Source organism: Myceligenerans indicum, from assembly GCF_016742955.1.
Lineage (GTDB): Bacteria > Actinomycetota > Actinomycetes > Actinomycetales > Cellulomonadaceae > Myceligenerans > Myceligenerans indicum.
On the sequence record NZ_JABBYC010000003.1, the window covers coordinates 154,616 to 171,582 of the forward strand.

The 16,967-nt window shown below is 71.6% G+C and carries 13 protein-coding genes; 7 read left to right on the forward strand and 6 right to left on the reverse strand.

Annotated features, from left to right (window positions below):
* Positions 1-56: 56 nt before the first annotated feature.
* The 6 genes from HGK34_RS04045 (at position 57) to HGK34_RS04070 (ending at position 5,560) form a co-directional block, all read left to right on the forward strand.
* Positions 57-938 (forward strand): type II secretion system F family protein, encoded by an 882-nt coding sequence (locus tag HGK34_RS04045; RefSeq protein WP_201845280.1) that lies wholly within the window; start codon positions 57-59, stop codon positions 936-938.
* A complete protein-coding gene (locus HGK34_RS23440; protein WP_201845281.1) occupies positions 925-2,211 on the forward strand; it encodes a sensor histidine kinase in 1,287 nt (428 codons plus the stop codon). The genes HGK34_RS04045 and HGK34_RS23440 overlap by 14 nt, the downstream gene beginning before the upstream one ends.
* Positions 2,211-2,936 carry a response regulator transcription factor gene (locus HGK34_RS04055; protein ID WP_201845282.1) on the forward strand — a complete coding sequence of 242 codons (726 nt, stop codon included), beginning with the start codon at positions 2,211-2,213 and terminating at the stop codon, positions 2,934-2,936. Before HGK34_RS23440 ends, HGK34_RS04055 begins: the two co-directional genes overlap by 1 nt.
* A gap of 64 nt (positions 2,937-3,000) precedes the next feature.
* Complete coding sequence (locus HGK34_RS04060) at positions 3,001-3,243, forward strand: hypothetical protein (protein ID WP_201845283.1); 243 nt, start codon at positions 3,001-3,003, stop codon at positions 3,241-3,243.
* A gap of 27 nt (positions 3,244-3,270) precedes the next feature.
* Positions 3,271-4,833, forward strand: a complete 1,563-nt coding sequence (locus tag HGK34_RS04065; RefSeq protein WP_201845284.1) for an OmpA family protein — start codon at positions 3,271-3,273, stop codon at positions 4,831-4,833.
* A 1-nt stretch (position 4,834) separates the two neighbouring features.
* Complete coding sequence (locus HGK34_RS04070) at positions 4,835-5,560, forward strand: pilus assembly protein TadG-related protein (protein ID WP_201845285.1); 726 nt, start codon at positions 4,835-4,837, stop codon at positions 5,558-5,560.
* An 85-nt stretch (positions 5,561-5,645) separates the two neighbouring features.
* Here the strand turns inward: HGK34_RS04070 and HGK34_RS23445 are convergent, their stop codons facing one another.
* Complete coding sequence (locus tag HGK34_RS23445) at positions 5,646-6,923, reverse strand: DUF418 domain-containing protein (RefSeq protein ID WP_307815728.1); 1,278 nt, start codon at positions 6,921-6,923, stop codon at positions 5,646-5,648.
* A 131-nt stretch (positions 6,924-7,054) separates the two neighbouring features.
* Between HGK34_RS23445 and HGK34_RS04080 the strand changes: the two genes are divergently transcribed.
* The gene (locus tag HGK34_RS04080; protein ID WP_307815729.1) at positions 7,055-9,574 is read left to right on the forward strand and encodes a hypothetical protein; all 2,520 of its coding nucleotides are present in this window, start codon (positions 7,055-7,057) and stop codon (positions 9,572-9,574) included.
* A 70-nt stretch (positions 9,575-9,644) separates the two neighbouring features.
* On the opposite strand, the gene HGK34_RS04085 is transcribed toward HGK34_RS04080, so the two are convergent.
* The 5 genes from HGK34_RS04085 to nuoL all read right to left on the reverse strand — a co-directional run bounded on the left by HGK34_RS04085 (position 9,645) and on the right by nuoL (position 16,900).
* On the reverse strand, positions 9,645-10,034 hold the full coding sequence (locus HGK34_RS04085) for a DUF1304 domain-containing protein (protein ID WP_201845286.1): 390 nt from the start codon (positions 10,032-10,034) through the stop codon (positions 9,645-9,647).
* Positions 10,035-10,057: 23 nt separating this feature from the next.
* Complete coding sequence (locus HGK34_RS04090) at positions 10,058-11,203, reverse strand: polyprenyl synthetase family protein (protein ID WP_201845287.1); 1,146 nt, start codon at positions 11,201-11,203, stop codon at positions 10,058-10,060.
* Between the two features lie 175 nt (positions 11,204-11,378).
* Positions 11,379-13,367: an NADH-quinone oxidoreductase subunit NuoN gene (gene nuoN, locus HGK34_RS04095; protein ID WP_201845288.1), complete on the reverse strand. Its 1,989-nt coding sequence runs from the start codon at positions 13,365-13,367 to the stop codon at positions 11,379-11,381.
* Complete coding sequence (locus tag HGK34_RS04100; protein ID WP_201845289.1) at positions 13,367-14,965, reverse strand: NADH-quinone oxidoreductase subunit M; 1,599 nt, start codon at positions 14,963-14,965, stop codon at positions 13,367-13,369. The genes nuoN and HGK34_RS04100 overlap by 1 nt, the downstream gene beginning before the upstream one ends.
* 12 nt (positions 14,966-14,977) lie before the next feature.
* A complete protein-coding gene (gene nuoL, locus HGK34_RS04105) occupies positions 14,978-16,900 on the reverse strand; it encodes an NADH-quinone oxidoreductase subunit L (protein WP_201845321.1) in 1,923 nt (640 codons plus the stop codon).
* Between the last annotated feature and the right edge of the window lie 67 nt (positions 16,901-16,967).

Genomic DNA, 16,967 nt, shown 5'->3' on the forward strand with positions numbered 1-16,967 from the left:
GCACACGCCGGAAACGAAGTCCGAGAAACACCGATGACGACGGAGGGAGGTGTGACGTGTTCGGGATTCTGATCGCGCTGGCCGCGGCCGGGGTGGCGGTGCTGGGCATGACGGGCTATCGGCTCGTCACCAGTACCGGTCTGGAGGATGTCGAGGCCGAGTACGCGCCGGAGGAGGTGAAGCGGACTCTCGGGTTCGCCGCCGTGCTGGACGTGCTGGGGGCGCCGTTGCAGCGGACGGCCGTGCGGCTGCGGGGCCGCGCCCGTCTTCAGCGGCTCGACACGGTGTTGCGCCGTGCCGGGCGTCCGGACGGCGTCACGCTGACGATGTTCGTGCGCCGCGAGGCCGCGCTGGTTCTTCTGGGTGTCCTGTTCTGCCTGTTGTTCGCGTTGCAGGGCTACTGGCAGATCGGCCTGGTGTTGTTCGTGGCGCTCAGCACCTGGATGCGCCTGTGGTTGCAGCTCGAGGCGAACAAGCGCCAGCTGCAGATCGACCAGGAGCTTCCGGACTTCCTGGATGTCCTCGCGGTGACGGTGACCGCGGGTCTGGGTTTCCGTCAGGCCCTGGAGCGCGTGTGCGAGTTCCATGGCGGCGCGCTGGCCGGGGAGATGCGCACCGCGCTGCGGGAGATGAACGTGGGATCTGGCCGGCGCCAGGTGTTCGAGGCTCTGCGTGAGCGCAACAGGTCCCGCGCCGTGGGCACGTTCGTGACGGCGCTGCTGCAGGCCGAGGAGTTGGGCGTTCCCCTGGCGGAGGCGCTCACCTCGATCGCCGCCGACGTGCGCCGTGAGCACGCCGAGAACGTGCGGCAGCGTGCCGCGCGGGCGGCCCCGATGGTGTCGCTCGCGGTCACGGTGACCATCCTGCCGGGAGCCTTGATCCTCATCGTCTCGGCGGTTCTCATCGCGAACGCGGGGGTGCTCGGTGGGGTCTTCTGAGCGTGACGGCCCGGCGTCCCTCCCGCCGCGCGGCATGGACGCGACCACGCAGCGCGCGATCGGTCCGGCGGTGCGTCTCCTGTGCCAGGTGCGGCTCGTGGTCCTGGCGTTCTCCCTGGTTCTGGCGATGCTCAACGGCACCGGCTGGCTGGGTGCGGTCCTCGTGGTGCTCGCCGCGCCGTTCTCCTTCGTTCCCGCGCTGAACTGGGAGACCCGTGGCCGGATCTACGCCCGTAACGGCATCCTGCTCGCGTGCGACATCGTCGTCGCCGTCGTCGCCCTGATCCCGCTGGCGGGATCGCCGCTGATGGCCGTGTATGCCGCCGCGACCGCCGCCCTCTGGGGACTCTTCGCCGGCCTGCGTCTCGGCCTGGTGATGGCCGTGCCGCTGTGCCTGTTCCAGCTCACGGCCTACGAGCCGTCCTGGCAGGGGTTCGTCACCGGGATCTCCGGAGCCGCCCTCACGGCCGTGATGACCTGGACGGGAACCATGCTCGGCCGACGGCTGCGCAAGCAGGCGGTCATCACGGCCGAGCTGGCCACGACGCGCGAGCACCAGGCCATGCTGGCCGAACGCCTGCGCCTGGCCCGCGACCTGCACGACACGGTCGCCGGAGACCTCGCCGGGCTCTCGCTGACGACGCGCGGGCTCGCCGACCGGCTGGAACGGGAGGGTGTCGCACGCGGCACCGTCGAGGTCGCCCGCCGGCTGAGCGATGCCGTCCAGACCGCTCACCGGCACACGCGGAGCGCTCTGGGGGAACTGCGCGACGAGACCCGGGGTGTCACGGGCCCGGTCACCGACCTCGCCCGTCGCTGGACGGAACGCACCGGCGTTCCGGTGGACGTCATGGTGCGCGCCGGCGCGGACGAGATCATCGGGCCCGGGCGGGCGCGGCACATCCGGGCGGTCGTCACCGAGCTGCTGGAGAACGTCCGCAAGCACGCCGGCGCCTCCCGGGTCGAGGTCCTGGTCACCACCGAGGGGCCGGCCGCTCGGGTGCTCGTGACGGACGACGGCCGCGGGCTTCCGGCCGAGGTGCCCGCGACGGGCGGGTACGGGCTTCGCGGCATCCGGGAGCGGGCCGCGCTGTGCGGCGGCGACGTGACCTGGACCCCGGCTCCGGGCGGCGGAACCACCGCACGCGTCCTCCTGCCCGCCGAACCGGCCGGCCGACCGGAGCGCCCGAACGGCGACGTGTCCGACGTCGTCCCCGACCGACCGCCGCGGAGGTCCGAGCACCGCCGCGGCCGAACCGCAGAGGTGGTCTGATGCGAATCCTTGCCGTGGACGACAACCCGATCATCCGGATGGGCCTGAGAACGCTCCTGGACGGCACCGAGGGCGTCACCTCGGTGATCGACACCGGCGACCCGGAGGAAGCGGTGGCTCACGTGCTGGCCGGCTGGGTCGACGTCGTGCTGCTGGACGTGCGCATGCCCGAGGTGAGCGGTCTGGAGCTGCTGCCCCGGCTCGCGGGCGGCGCGACGGTGGTGATGCTGACGCACACGGACGACCCTGCCACCGTGGCCGAGGCGATGGCTGCCGGGGCAGCCGGGTACCTGGTGCACGGCGCGCTCGAGCCGCGCGCGATGGTCGAGGCGATGCGCCTGTGCCGGGGCGGGAGCCAGGTCGTCTCGGGCGTCGCGCCGGGGACGCCCGCCATGGGCCGCGACGCCGCCCCGGGTCCGGACCCGGCGGTGCGCGGCCTGTTGTCGCCGCGTGAGGCGGAGGTGATGGACCTGGTGGCCGACGGGCTGTCTAACGGTGAGGTGGCCGCACGTCTCTTCCTCTCCGAGAAGACCGTGAAGAACCACGTCAACAGCCTGTTCGCGAAGCTGGCCGTGACGACACGGAGCCAGGCCATCGTGCTGTGGCTCCGCCAGGGCCACGGCCCCGGCGCCGGCAGACCCGGTGCCGCTGGGCCCGAAGGCCCACCCAGGAAGGGCCCTGACCTGGGACCTCACGCCCTGGGAAGACGTTCCGCCCGTCCATAGATTCGTGCTCGTGCTGCGGCGGGGTTCCGCAGCCGGAACGAGAACCGCACACGTGGAGGACGTCATGAACACGCTCACGCAGAAGGTCGTCGCCGCCCAGGTGGCGCTGAGGACCCACGCCGACCGCATCGCCCGTCGCACGCACGACGACGAGACCGGTCAGGGCACCGTCGAGTACGTCGGAGCGATCCTGCTGGTCGTCGCCATCGTCGGTGTCGTGGTCGCCGCGAGCGGCGACGTCGGCAAGGCCATCGTCACCCAGCTGACCAACGCCGTGAACGACATCGGCGGCGGCGGCGAGGGCTGACACACCCGAGCACGATGGAGGAAGCTGATGCGTCGGACCGCACTCACCCTGCTCACGGTCACCCTGGTGGGCCTGTCGGCAGGATGCGGGCTTCTCGGGGACCGAGATCCCGTTTCCGGCGACGGTTCGCCGTCCGGCGTATCCGTCCCCACGACCCCGTCCGAGGGCACCGGGCCCTCGGACGGGGTCGTTCCCGTGACCACGCTGGACGCGCCCTGGGTCCGCGGAACGCGGGTCCGCATCGGCCTGTACCCGATCGAGACCGACGGTGACCTGGCCGTCCTGCGGTACGACGTCACGGCGACGTCCGACGACGCGGAGCACACCCCGCTGTGGTCGACGCTCGCCCTGAGTCTCGGCGGCCTCGGCGAGACCGCCACCGACGGCCGCGGAGTCCGCCTCTTCGACACCGGCGCCGGGCTCGTGTACCCGGTCGGCGAGAACGACGACGGCCCCGCGACCACGATCGAGCGCGTCCATGACGACGCCGACGAACCCGGTGTGCTGCGCGGCCGGGCCACCACCGTCTTCGCCGCCCCGGAGGGCAGCACCGTGGATGTCCTGGTCCCCCGGTTCGGCGCCGCGCTCGGCGTGCCCGTCGTCGAGGACGAGGGAGGCCTCGACGACGCCGTCTCGCTGGTGGGCGGCACGCCGGAGACGGAGAGCCGGAAGATCCGCGCGTTCACCCATTCCTACGACGACGAGTCCGTGACCTCGGCCGAGGACGACCAGGTGACCGTCACCCTGGCGTCCGACGTCCTGTTCGCCTCCGACCGCCACACGCTGTCGAAGAAGGCACGGGCGGTCGTCGACCGCGCGGCGCGGGACATCCAGGAGCAGGCCGACTCCGGCGAGGTGCACGTCGTCGGCCACACCGACGACGTCGACTCGGACTCGTACAACCAGACGCTGTCGGAACGGCGCGCCGCGTCGGTCGCCGACCGCCTGCGGACCGCGCTCGGATCCGGCTACACCGTCTCCGAGGAGGGCCGCGGCGAGTCCGAGCCGATCGCCGAGGGGACGAGTGCGGCGGCGCGGGCCGCGAACCGTCGCGTCGAGATCGAGTTCCGGGGCCGTCTCGTCGTCCAGGACGACGACAGCGGCGAAGACCTCCCGGGGACCGACGCCCCCACCGTCGCGAACGGACCCGTGGACATCACCACGAGCGGCGGCGACTACACCGTCGAGGTCACCTCGATGGTGCGCCGGCCCGGAGCGGTCGTCGGCACGCTGACCGCGGAGCGGACCGCCGGCGACTCGGTCGACCCGGCCTGGTTCCTCCCGTCCTATCTCAAGCTCGTCGGCGACCGCAGCTTCGGCACCCTCGCGGAGGCCGCCGGCCCGCACAACCTCGCGCTGCTGGGGCCCACGGAACGGGTCCTCCCCTACGACTACAAGTCGTACAAGACCCCGACCGGCTTCCAGCTGCGGCGGCTGCTGGGCGACGAGGAGGTCACCACTATCGGCACGGGCGACACCACGACGATCGCCGTCGTCTGGCCCGACACCGGGCAGGACACCGTCACGGTCGACGCACCGGACCGGTTCCGGATCACCGGCGTCCCCGTGACCGGCGGAACAGGAGACTGACATGAGGCTCGGGCACCGGCGCCGCGTGAGGACCGTCGCCGCGCGGGAACGGCACGACCGCGAACGCGGCTCGCTCCACGTCCTGACCATCCCGGCCGCGCTCGCCTTCGTGACCGGTGCGGTACTGGTCATCACGATGATCGGGTCCGCCACGGACGACCGCCGCGAGACCGGCACGGCCGCGGACGCCGCCGCGCTCGCCGCGGCCCAGGAGTGGGACGACCACCTGGGCGTCCTGAGCGGGCTGCACCTCGGGGCGCCGGACGCGGCGGAGTTCTGGGGCATCCTCGACGCGCCGCCGCTCACCGCCGGTGTGCGGGAGGAGATGTACCAGGCGGCCCAGGAGTACGCCGAGCGCAACGGCGCCGAGCTGACCGCCCTCCGCGTCGACGCGGCCCGCCTGCGGGTGACCGCCGAGGTGCGGCACGAGGACGAGGTCCCCGTCGCGGAGGTGCGCTCGGAGGCGTCCGCCACGGCTCGGATCAGGCTGAGCGGCGGCCTGTGCGTGAGCGACGACGGCCTGGGCTGGCGGATCGACGGCGACTGCGTGACCGGTCCGGAGGGCCTGCCCGGCCTGGCGGACCTCCTCGACGAGCTCGCCGACGACCCGCCTCCCGGCGACGGCGACGGCGAGGACGAGGACGAGGACGACGGCGATACCGAGGAGGACGACTGGACGCCACCCGAGGTGTCCGCCTTCCGCAGCGCCGTCGTGCTGTCCGACTGAGACCGGGCGTGCGCACCGCGCCGGGGCCCCCAAGAGCTGGGTGGCCGGAGGGTTGATGAGGGTCCCTTCCGGCCACCCTTCGACGTCAGCGGCGGATCGCGCCGCGGTAGGTAAGCCTGCGCAGCAGCACCTCCGCGGGCCCGGGCAGACCCCTGTTCTCCTGCCACACCGCGAACAGGACGGTCACGCCCCACACGGCGGTCGCGTAGAGGAACATCGTGCCCGAGGACAGGTGCTGTCCCAGCCCGAGCCCCCAGGCGGCGAGGACCGGCGCGCACAGGACGGACTGCGCCAGGTAGCAGGTCAGTGACCGCCTGCCCACCGCCTGGATCGCCCCGGCCACGAGCCCGTCGACGGCGAGCAGACCGGCGCCCGGGATGCCGGCCGCGGGCACGCGCGACCGCCGTCGGGCCACGACGTGCCCGGCCAGGCCCCAGAGCGCCACGTAGCCGAGCCCACCGAAGAATCCCGTGAGCAGTTGCACCAGGAGGAAGAATCCCTCGGCGCGCGCGGGAACCCCGAGCACGCCGAGGTGGTCCAGGGCGTTCGGCAGGGCCCCGAGCCAGCCGATCGGAACACCGATCGCCGCGACCCGCCTCAGCAGGGGGAGGTGGGCTCCTGGGTTCTCCAGGATGCGGCGGCGGCCCGCCCAGAGAGCGAGCAGGATCATCATCGGAACCACCAGGTCCGCGACGCCCTGGCCGAGAGTGCCGTAGACCCACTGGCCGAGCCGCACGGGAACGGACGCGAGGTAGGAGTCCAGGCTGATCGACGGGTCCACGGAGGTGGACGGGCCGGCCGCCTGCGCCGCCTCGGCGGACGAGAGCCGCGCCGCGAAGGAGGAGCCGACGACGCTGATCGCGGTCCCGATCACGAGCAGGCCGAGGAGTCCACCGGCCCACCCGAGGAGCGTGGCGTCCCGGCGGCGGAGGAAGATCCAGACCAGCAGCAGCCCTGCCAGTCCGTACGCGCCCAGGACGTCGCCCATCCAGAGCGTCGCGGCGTGCACGAACCCGAGGACCAGGAGCCAGAGGTTACGTACCTGGAGCAGCCCCGCCGCGTCCCTCTCACCGGCACCGGAGGCGACCTGCCGCGTGTACAGCTGCACCATCCCGTAGCCGAACATGAAGGCGAACAGCGGATAGGCCCGCATGTCGACGGTCATGATCACGAGGGCGTCCGTCGCCTTGTCGATCCAGGAGCCGTCGACGGGATGGCCGTTGCCCGGCGCATGGTCGCGGCCCCACAGGTACCACACGGTGTTCGCGACGGCGATCAGCAGCAGCATGCCGCCGCGGGCGAGGTCCGGCGCGGGAGACCGCTCGAAGGCTCGGACAGGACCCCGGGGCGGTGTTGTCGGCACCGGTCCAACCTAGGATCCTGCCGGGCCTGCGACGACGGCCCCGCGACCCAGGCGCGGTGGGTGCGTGGGCCCAGTGGGTTTGAGCCACTGGGCCGTCGTGACCTGCGAGAAGAGTCCGTACGTTGGGCCACGTGACCACCTCGGACAATGCCCCCGCGAGCCGGCGTCCCCGGTCCGGCCGTCGCCTGCGGACCGGCGTGCCTCCTCGCGGCCGCGGAGCACACGAGAGCATCACCGGCACCCGGGCCGGCCTGCGTGACGAGGCCGGCCAGGCGCTGCCCGAGTACGTGGGCGTGATCGGCCTGACCCTGCTGATCGTGGCGATCGTTTTCGCCGCCGCGACGCCGGTCGGGGCGAGCGTGGCCGAGCAGCTGATCTGCGCGGTGTCCCCGATCATCAAGGAAGAGGGCGTCACGTACTGCGCCACGGGCGGCGGAGAGAACGGCCCGGGCGGCGGAGAGGACGGCCCCGGCGACGGCTACCGGCCCCCGGAAGGGGACTGCGAGGAGGACGTCACCTTCGACACGGTGGACACCAGCAGCAGCGAGTGGGACACGTCGGTGGTGCAGATCGGGTGCGAGTGGTACCCGGTGCCCACGATCTGCTTCTCCGCGAACATGCCGGACGGCTTCCTGGACCGGGAGGACGGCGAACGGGTCTACCGCGCCGACGAGATCGGGGACTTCGTCGACTGCGTGACCGACGGCCGCGGCGGACCCAGCGACGACCCGAACGACGAGGACTGCGTGAACGCGGTACCCACCAGCGGCGAGATCGATCCGGACGCGCCACCGCGGGTGCAGGTGGGCTGCCGCGAACTGCCCGTGCCCAAGGGGTGCGAGCAGGAGTGGGAGGACTACGAGAACGCCTCCGAGGGCAAGGAGCGCGCCGGGGCCTCCGGGCACCTGGCCAACTGCATCAGCGACGCCTACGACTCGATGGAGCCCCCGTGCGTGGTCGAGTCCACCGGGCACGTCGAGTCCAACAAGGTCTCGTTCCTGTTCTTCCGCTGGGGCAACAGCAACGGGACCCTGATCGAGAAGCTCGGTGACGGGCGCATCCGCGTGCACATCCTCAAGGGCGTCGAGCAGGGCGCCGGGGTCAGCGGCGACGGCGTGGGCGGCTCCCCCGTCAGCTTCGACATCGCGGGCATCACGGGCTACGAGTCCGACAAGACCTACGAGTTCGCCGACATGGACAAGGCCCAGGAGTGGATCGACTGGTACAAGAAGTACAACGAGGTCAACGGGAAGCAGAAGAGCTGTTCGGGAGCCAGGATCCAGTGGTCCGGGAGCTGCGGCGAGAACCCGTATCTCGAGGAGGCCGAGGACCTGCGGGACGAGGAACCCGAGCACCACGAGCTCGCCGAGGCCGAGAGCGACGTGAAGAAGGTCAAGTTCAAGGGCGGACTGAGCCTGTCGGGCGAGGCCGGGAAGTTCGGCCTCAAGGGCAGCGTCGAGGGGGGCTACGAGGGCGAGGTGCAGGTCGAGGAACGGCTGTGGTCCGACGGCAGCCAGACGGCCACCTACACCTCCTCCGACATCGGCGGATTCCTCATCGGCGCGAAGCTCGGGGGCAAGCAGCCCTTCACCAAGAAGGGCGACAAGACCACCAGCAGCGGCGGAGCCGGCGCGGGCGGGAAGGTCGGCAGGGAGTGGAAGGGCACCACGAGCACGACCGTGGCATGGAACAAGGACGGCGAGCTGTCCAAGCTGATCATCACCATGGACGAGCAGGTCATGCAGACCCTCTACAACGCCGGTGTGGACGTCGACGTGGCGCTGCCGTACGGCTTCTCGGTGGGTGGTGGCTGGAACAGGTCCGAGGAGGAGGGCACGATCTCCACGCGGCAGCTCATCATCGACTTCAACCAGTATCCCGAGCTGCGGGACACGCTCGGTCCGGAGATCGACGAGGTCTTCCCTCGTGACGAGGACGGCCGGCTGATCAAGGACGACGTCGAGATCGACGGCAACGACTCCGACGGCGGGACGTTCTACGAGGCCGCCGAGGACTACGCCAACGTGCGCGAGCTGGAGTACGACGCCGACAAGGTCACCGAGACCGGGAACGCCGGACTGTCCTGGGAGGGCCTGGACCTGTTCAGCGTCGAGTGGACCACCGTCGACGAGGAGCGCACGCTGTCGGAGTCCTCGTTCGAGGTCACCGACGTGAACGGCGACAAGCAGACTGCCTCGCCCGCACCGCGCTGCAAGGACGAGGACTTCGAGCAGCCCGACGACTACTACACCGACGACTTCTCCGACCCGCCCACGAAGAACCTGGACTCCCGGCACGACCTCGGCGAGGACTACGCCGACAACAAGCACCCGATGTACACCGAGGGCACCTACCCCGGTACCGACTACGACGGCGACATCCCGGGCGACCGGGCCGAGCGGGTCCACTCGCTGCTGGACGAGTACTCCAAGGCGTTCCCGGACAAGAACATCCTCGTGGTCAAGGACTTCGAGAACTTCACGTTCAGCAAGACCGAGGGCCTCGTGCACCTGGCGACCGTGGACGGCATGGACGTCATCGCGCTCGACGAGGGGACCGTGGTGAACAACGGCGACGGCGGCTGGATCAACTGGGGCTTCACCGGCAGCTACGACTACGACAGCGACGAGAAGACCGTGACGTTCACCTAGAGCCGGCCCGGACCACCACCGACGCGACGGGCCCGGACCCGTGGCCCCGCGTGCGGGGGGGCCACCACGGTCACACCACGAGCCCCACGGCGAGCGCGATCACGCCGAGCAGCGGGAGCGCGCCCTGCTTCGCCGCGGCGGAGGCCATCGACGGGTTCGAGAGCACCAGCACCAGCGCGGCGGCCACCATCGACCCGGCGCCGACGAACACGAGGGTTGCGCCCACCGCCGTGGTTCCCGCGGCCACCAGCACGATCCCGAGCACGATCTCGACCGCCAGGAACAGGTTGTAGAAGCCCTGGTTGAAGGCCAGCGGCTGGGTCAGGCGTGCCTCCTCGTCGGAGGCGATACCGAAGGTCGCGCGCGCCCGGCGGCTCCGCCAGGCGACCGACTCCAGGTAGAAGATGTAGACGTGGACGAGGGCCGCGAGACCAGCGAGGACGAGCCCGGTGATGATCATGGCCCGACACTAGCCGACCACCGCTAGACCGTACGGTTGGCCACCGCCGCGGCGAACTGGGTCAGCGCGTCCTTGACCGGGCCCTCCGGCAGCGGCGCCAGGAGGTCCGCCGCCTCCTGCGCCCAGGCGCGTGCCAGGTCGCGCGTCTCGGTCAGGACCTCGTGCTCGCGCAGCCTCCGCACGACGTCGGCCAGCGCCTCGTCGGAGGACAGGTCGCCCTCGAGATCGGCCAGGAGCTTCGCGTCCCGGGCCGATGACGCGGCGGCGCCGTCCGGCGTCGCGGACGCAGACGCCCCGGCACCTGACGCCGGCAGGCCGGCCGCGTCCGGTGAACCGTCACCGCTGATCACGCGCTTGCGCAGCAGCAGGGCCGGCATCGTCGGCACGTGCTCACGCAGGTCGGTGCCGGGCGTCTTGCCGGAGACGGAGCCGTCCGAGGCGATGTCGAGCACGTCGTCGGCGAGCTGGAAGGCGACGCCGACCTTCTCACCGTAGGCGGCCACGGCCTCGACCTGGTCCGCGGGTGCACCCCCGAACATCGCGCCGAGCCGGGCCGACGTCGCCAGCAGGCTCGCGGTCTTGTCGCTCAGCACCTGCAGGTAGTGCGTCACCGCGTCCTCGCCCGTGTCCGGTCCCGTGGTCTCGTGAAGCTGACCGAGGCACATGCGCTCGAACGTCTTGGACTGGATGATCACCGCCTCGGGCCCGAGTTCGGCGACCCGCTGCGACGCGCGGGCGAACAGCATGTCGCCCACGAGGATCGCCACCGAGTTGCCCCACACCGAGTGCACCGACGGCGCCCCGCGCCGCAACGGCGCCGAGTCCATGACGTCGTCGTGGTACAGCGACGCGACCTGCGTCAGCTCGACGACGACGGCCGCGTCGACCAGCTCCGCGCGTGTGCCGTCGCCGAGCTCCCCGCACAGCAGCGTGAGCAGCGGCCGGAACCTCTTGCCGCCCGCGTCGACGAGATGCCGGGAGACGTCGTCGGCCAGCGCGTCGGCCTGGGCGACCGCGTCCTCGAGGGCCTGGTCCACCTCCGTCAGCCGGTCCGCGAGCCGGCCTGCCAGTTCGGTGTCCTGCACGGGGAAGCCCAGCGCCACTGCGGCCGCGGCGGGGTCGGTCAGGGCCGCCGCCGCGGCGTCGGTCTCGTGAGGTGCAGAAGTCACGGGACGAACTTACTTCGTACGGGCCCGGTTCGGTGAACCATGCCGGTCCGCGAGTGCAGTGGAGTCGCCCACACGCCGGCCGTCTCCCGACACGCGGCGACCACGCGCTCGCGCTCGATGGGAACGCACCCGTCGAGCACCAGGGCGTGGCCGCGCGGCTGGTACCGATGACTGGTCATGGAACGTAGCGCGTCGCCTGCTCGGCCAGGTCGAGCACCAGGGAGGGGAAGAGGCCGAGCACCAGGGTGGCCGCGGCGCACAGGGCGACCGCGACGGCGGCCGGTCCGCGTGATCCGACGACGACGGCGTCGGTGGCAGCGGCCTCGGCCTTCGCCTCGTGCTCCTCGCCGAAGACGGTCGCGGTGGCGAGCCCGCCCTCCGGAGCTGCGGTCCGCACGGCGCCGGATGCCGGGGCCGCGGGCTCCACGGCGCCTCCGGCCGGGGCGGCGGACGCGTCGGCCGAGCCCCGGCCCGAGGCTCCCGAGCCGGACAGACCTGCGCCGGAGCCGGGCACCCCCGCGTCCCTGACCGCCACGACGCCCTGGGCGGCGGCCGCCGTCTCCTCGTTGCTCGGGGTCATCACCATGATGACGATGACCCGGACGTAGAACGCCACCGCGACCACGGAGGCCAGCACACCGAGCACCGCGAGCCACCAGTAGCCCGCGGCGACCGCGGCCGAGAACACGCCGAACTTCGCCACGAACCCGGCGGTCAGCGGGATGCCGGCCATGGAGAGCAGGAACAGCGCGAACGCGGCCGTCAGCCACGGTGCCCGCCGTCCGAGGCCGCGCCAGGCGGCCAGGTCGGTGGCCTCGCCGAGGATCACGCCGTCGGCCGACCGCTCCCGCACCAGCGTGACGACGCCGAACGCGCCGACCGTCGCGACGCCGTAGGCCAGCAGGTAGAAGAGGACGCCGCGGATGACGTCGGGGGCGACGATCGTCTGGCCCTCTGGAGGCGTCACGAAGGAGACAGCGGCGCCGCCGTCGACCACCGTCGCGAAGCCGACCACGCCCGTGACGAGGAACCCGGCGTGCGCGATCGAGGAGTAGGCGAGCAGGCGCTTCACGTCGGTCTGCACCGCACCCACGACCGTGCCGACCGCCATCGTCAGCACGGCGATGACCACCACCGCGAGCTGGAGCTGCTCGACCACGTCAGGCGCCATCCCGAAGCCGGCCCGCCACAGCACCTGCACCAGTGCCACCACGGCGGCGGCCTTGGTGGCCGCGGCCATGAAGCCGGTGATCGGGGTGGGGGCGCCCGTGTAGACGTCAGGGGTCCAGGCGTGGAACGGCACCGCGCCCACCTTGAACAGCAGGCCCACGACCACGAGCACGACGCCCGCCAGGTAGAGCGCCGCCGTGCCGTCGGGAAGGGAACCGCCCTGGCTCAGGATGTTGCGTGAGGCGGAGGAGACTTCCAGCAGCCGCACGCCGATCGCGTCGGGGTTGCCGCCCCGGACCACCATCCCGCCGAACCCGTAGATCAGCGCCACCCCGAAGATGAACAACGCCGAGGCGAACGCGCCCAGCAGGAAGTACTTGGCCGCGGCCTCCTGCGACAGGAGCCGGCGCCGGCGCGCCGTCGCGCACAGCACGTACAGCGGCAGGGACAGCACCTCCAGGGCGATGAACATGACGATGAGGTCGTCCGTCGAGGCGAACAGCATCATGCCGCCGGCCGCGAACAGCAGCAGCGGGTAGATCTCGGTCTGGCGCAGCCCGGCCTCGCGGGCCAGGTCCTCGTAGTGGGTGCCCGGTACCGCGGCCGCCGTGGGCGCGAAGGCGTCCTCACCGGTCGAGGTGCGGTCGGCCACCACCAGCACGCCCAGGATCGCGAGGATCGTGATGATCCCCTGCGCCCCGAGCGCGAAGGGTGTCAGGAACAGGGTGCCGCCCAGTACCCGCGGGTTGAGCGCCGCCTCCTGGCCGGGCTGCGCCGTCAGGGTGTCCTGGAGCATCCCCCACAGCACGCCCACGGCGACCAGCGCGCCCGCCAGAGCGGCGAGGGTGAGGACGATCTGCGTGAGACGGCGGGCACGGGCCGGCACGAAGGCCTCGACCAACACGCCGACGATGCCGGTGCCCAGCACGATCAGGAGCGGCGCCAGCGCCACCCACTCGATCTCGGGAGCCTCGAATGCGGTGATCTCAGGCATCACTCGTTCCCTTCCGCGGGGGTGCCGGCATCGGCCGCGCCCGCTGCGCCGACGTCGGCCACGGCCTCGATCCCGGCGACAGCACGAGCCGACGGTGCGTCGACGTAGTCGAGCGCGAGCTGCGGGACGAGCCCGAGCACGAGCAGGCCGACGACGAGAGGCGCGGCGACGAACCTCTCCCGCCGGCCGATGTCGGGCATCCGGTCCAGCCCCTCGGCGACGTCGCCGGTGAACATCTTCTGGTAGGTGAGCAGGATGTACATCGCGGCGAGCACGACCCCCGGGATGGCGGCCAACGCCCATCCGGGGGTGTCGCCGTAGGCCCCGACGAGCACCATGATCTCCGAGACGAAGGTGGCCAGGCCCGGCAGCGACAGCGTCGCCAGCCCCGCCACGAGGAACGTCCCGGCGAGCACAGGGGTGACCGTGCGCAGGCCGCTGTAGTCCGCGATGGCCTGCGACCGGTCCGGGTGCCGGGCGACGAGGAACCCGGCGGTGAGGAACAGGGCGCCGGTGGCCAGGCCGTGGTTCAGCATCATGAACGCCGACCCGGCCGTGCCGAGCCCGGTGAAGGTGAAGATGCCCAGGATGATGAAGCCGAAGTGGCTCACCGAGGTCCAGCCCACGAGCCGCAGCAGGTCGGTCTGCCCGATCGCCGCGATCGCGCCGTACAGCACCGAGACCACCGCGAGCGCGATCACCAGCGGAGCGGCCCAGCGGGACGCCTCCGGGAACAGCGGCAGGCAGAGCGTCAGCATCCCGAAGGTGCCGATCTTGTCCAGCACGCAGATCAGCAGGGTGGAGGTGCCCGGCGTGGCGTTGCCGGCGACGTCGGGCAGCCACGAGTGCACCGGGACCAGCGGCGCCTTGATGGCGAACGCGATGAAGAACCCGGCGAACATCAGCCGTCCCGCGACCGGGTCCAGCTCGAGCCCGGTGAGGTTCGTGGTGAGGAAGGCGTCCTCGGGCCGCAGCCCCGTGGCCGGGTCCACCGGCACCTGGAAGTACAGCGCGATCACGGCGGCCAGCATGATGAGCCCGCCCGCGAGGGAGAACATCAGGAACTTCACGGCGGCCCGGCGCCGCTGCGGACCCTGCCCGAACCCGCCGATGAGGAAGTAGGCGGGGATGAGCACGGCCTCGAACAGGACGTAGAAGAGGAACACGTCGCGGGCGGCGAAGACCGCGACCATGAGCGACTCGAGGATCAGCACGAGCGCCAGGTAGCGGCGCAGGTGCAGGCCGTTGTCGCCCTGCTCGCGCCAGGCGGCGGCCAGCACCAGCGGCACCAGCACCACCGCGAGCGCGACCAGCAGGAGGCTCACGCCGTCGACCCCCAGCGCGTACGACGCGCCGATCTGCGGGATCCACGCGTGGGTCTCGGCGAGCTGGTACTCGGCGGCGGTCGCGGTGTCGAACTCGAGGAAGGCGCCGATCAGCACCAGGACCTCGACAAGCGCGGCGGTCAGCGCCGTCGTCTTGGCCAGGCCTGCGCCTCCGGCACCGTCGCGGCGTGAGCCCACCAGGCCGGGCAGCCACACGGCCACGGCGGCAACCAGCGGGAACACGACGAGCGTGGTCAGCCAGGGAACGGTCATCTCGATGTCTCCTTACGCTCCGGCCGTCTGACCGAGGGTCGCGACGAGCGCGATCACCACGCCGATGATCAGCACGCCGGCCGCCATGGAGGCGGCGTAGGCGCGCACGTACCCGGTCTGCGCCTTGCGCAGCCATGCGCCGAGCGCCGCCACACCGCCCGCGAGCGTGGCCCATCCCCGAGCGATCACGCCGGTGTCGGCCGTGACCAGGACCGCCGTGACGCCCTGCCCGGGCTTCATCACGAGACCCTCGTTGACGGTGTCCTGGAAGAGGTCGCGCCGTGCGGCACGGGTCAGCACCGACCCGCGCGGCGCCTCGGCCGGAACGTCCCGCCGGTACATGGCGTACCCGATGACGGCCCCGAGGACGACGACGCCGATGGTGGCGCCCATCAGCACTGGGACGGCCAGCACCGGCTCGTGGTGCCCGGGCGTCCCGACGACGGGCTCCAGCCAGGTGGTGAAGACGTCGCCGAACGCGAGGACTCCGCCCAGCGCGATCGAGCCGACGGCGAGGACCACCTGCGGCCACACCATCAGGCCGGGCGACTCGTGCGGATGGTATTCCGGCTCCGTCCAGCGCGGCCGGCCCCAGAACGTCATGGTCATCAGGCGCGTCATGTAGAACGCGGTGATGCCGGCGCCGATCAGCGCGGCCCCGCCGAACACCCAGGGCTGCCAGCCTTCGCCGACGAAGGCCGCCTCGATGATCTTGTCCTTGCTCCAGAACCCGGAGAAGGGCGGGATGCCGAGGATCGCGAGCCAGCCGAAGAACATCGACCACGCGGTCAGCCGCATGACGTGGCGCAGCGCGCCGAAGCCACGCATGTTCACCTCGTCGTTCATCCCGTGCATCACCGAGCCGGCGCCGAGGAACAGCCCCGCCTTGAAGAAGCCGTGCGTGATGAGGTGGAAGATCGCGAACGCGTAGCCGACCGGGCCGAGCCCGGCCGCGAGCATCATGTACCCGATCTGCGACATCGTGGAGGCGGCCAGCGCCTTCTTGATGTCGTCCTTGGCGCAGCCGACGATCGCCCCGAAGATCAGCGTGACGGACCCGACGATCACCACGACGAGCTGCGCGGTGGGCGCCGCGTCGAGGATCGGCCCGGAGCGGACCAGCAGGTAGACGCCGGCGGTGACCATCGTGGCGGCGTGGATGAGGGCGGAGACGGGTGTGGGGCCGGCCATCGCGTCGCCGAGCCAGGCCTGCAGCGGGAACTGCGCGGACTTGCCGCAGGCGGCGAGCAGCAGGGCGAGGCCGACGGCGGTGGCGGTCCCCTGGTCCAGCCCGTCCACGGCGGCCGTGCCCGAGGCACCGCTGCCGAGCAGCGTCCCGTAGTCGAGCGCGCCGGTGTGCGCGAACAGCAGCGCCATGGCGACGATGAGCCCCATGTCGCCCACCCGGTTCATCACGAACGCCTTCTTCGCGGCCACCGCGTTGGGACGCTTGTGGTCCCAGAACCCGATGAGCAGGTAGGACGCCAGGCCCACGCCCTCCCAGCCGATGAACAGCACCAGGTAGGAATCGGCCAGCACCAGCACCAGCATGGCGGCGATGAACAGGTTGAGGTAGGCGAAGAACCGGCGCCGGTGGGGGTCGTGCGCCATGTACTCCACGGAGTAGAGGTGGATGAGCCAGCCCACGAACGTCACGAGGCCCACGAAGGTCATCGACAGCGGGTCGAGCCGCAGCGCGAGGTTCACGTCCAGGCCGCCCGCGGACAGCCAGGTCCACAGGCTGTGGTCCACGACCCGGTCGGCGGGATCAGCACCGATCATCCGGAACAGCAGCCACAGCCCGAGGATCATCGAGGCGCTGGAGGCGAGCACGCCGATCCAGTGGCCCCACTTGTCCAGCGCACGCCCGCCCAGCAGCAGGACGGCGGCGCCGATCAGGGGAAAGCCCACCAGCCAGGGGGCGTACCCGATCACGTCGTTCACTTTCCCAGTCCCCCCTCAGAAGTCTCCGGATGGTTGAGTCCGCGGTTCCGCTGCGGGC

Coding starts and splice junctions, on each gene's coding strand:
- nuoN (WP_201845288.1), bottom strand. CDS start 13,367: ATGCCTGAGATCACCGCATTCGAGGCTCCCGAGATCGAGTGGGTGGCG.
- HGK34_RS04065 (WP_201845284.1), top strand. CDS start 3,271: ATGCGTCGGACCGCACTCACCCTGCTCACGGTCACCCTGGTGGGCCTG.
- HGK34_RS04060 (WP_201845283.1), top strand. CDS start 3,001: ATGAACACGCTCACGCAGAAGGTCGTCGCCGCCCAGGTGGCGCTGAGG.
- HGK34_RS04070 (WP_201845285.1), top strand. CDS start 4,835: ATGAGGCTCGGGCACCGGCGCCGCGTGAGGACCGTCGCCGCGCGGGAA.
- HGK34_RS04100 (WP_201845289.1), bottom strand. CDS start 14,965: ATGACCGTTCCCTGGCTGACCACGCTCGTCGTGTTCCCGCTGGTTGCC.
- HGK34_RS04085 (WP_201845286.1), bottom strand. CDS start 10,034: ATGATCATCACCGGGCTCGTCCTCGCTGGTCTCGCGGCCCTCGTCCAC.
- HGK34_RS04055 (WP_201845282.1), top strand. CDS start 2,211: ATGCGAATCCTTGCCGTGGACGACAACCCGATCATCCGGATGGGCCTG.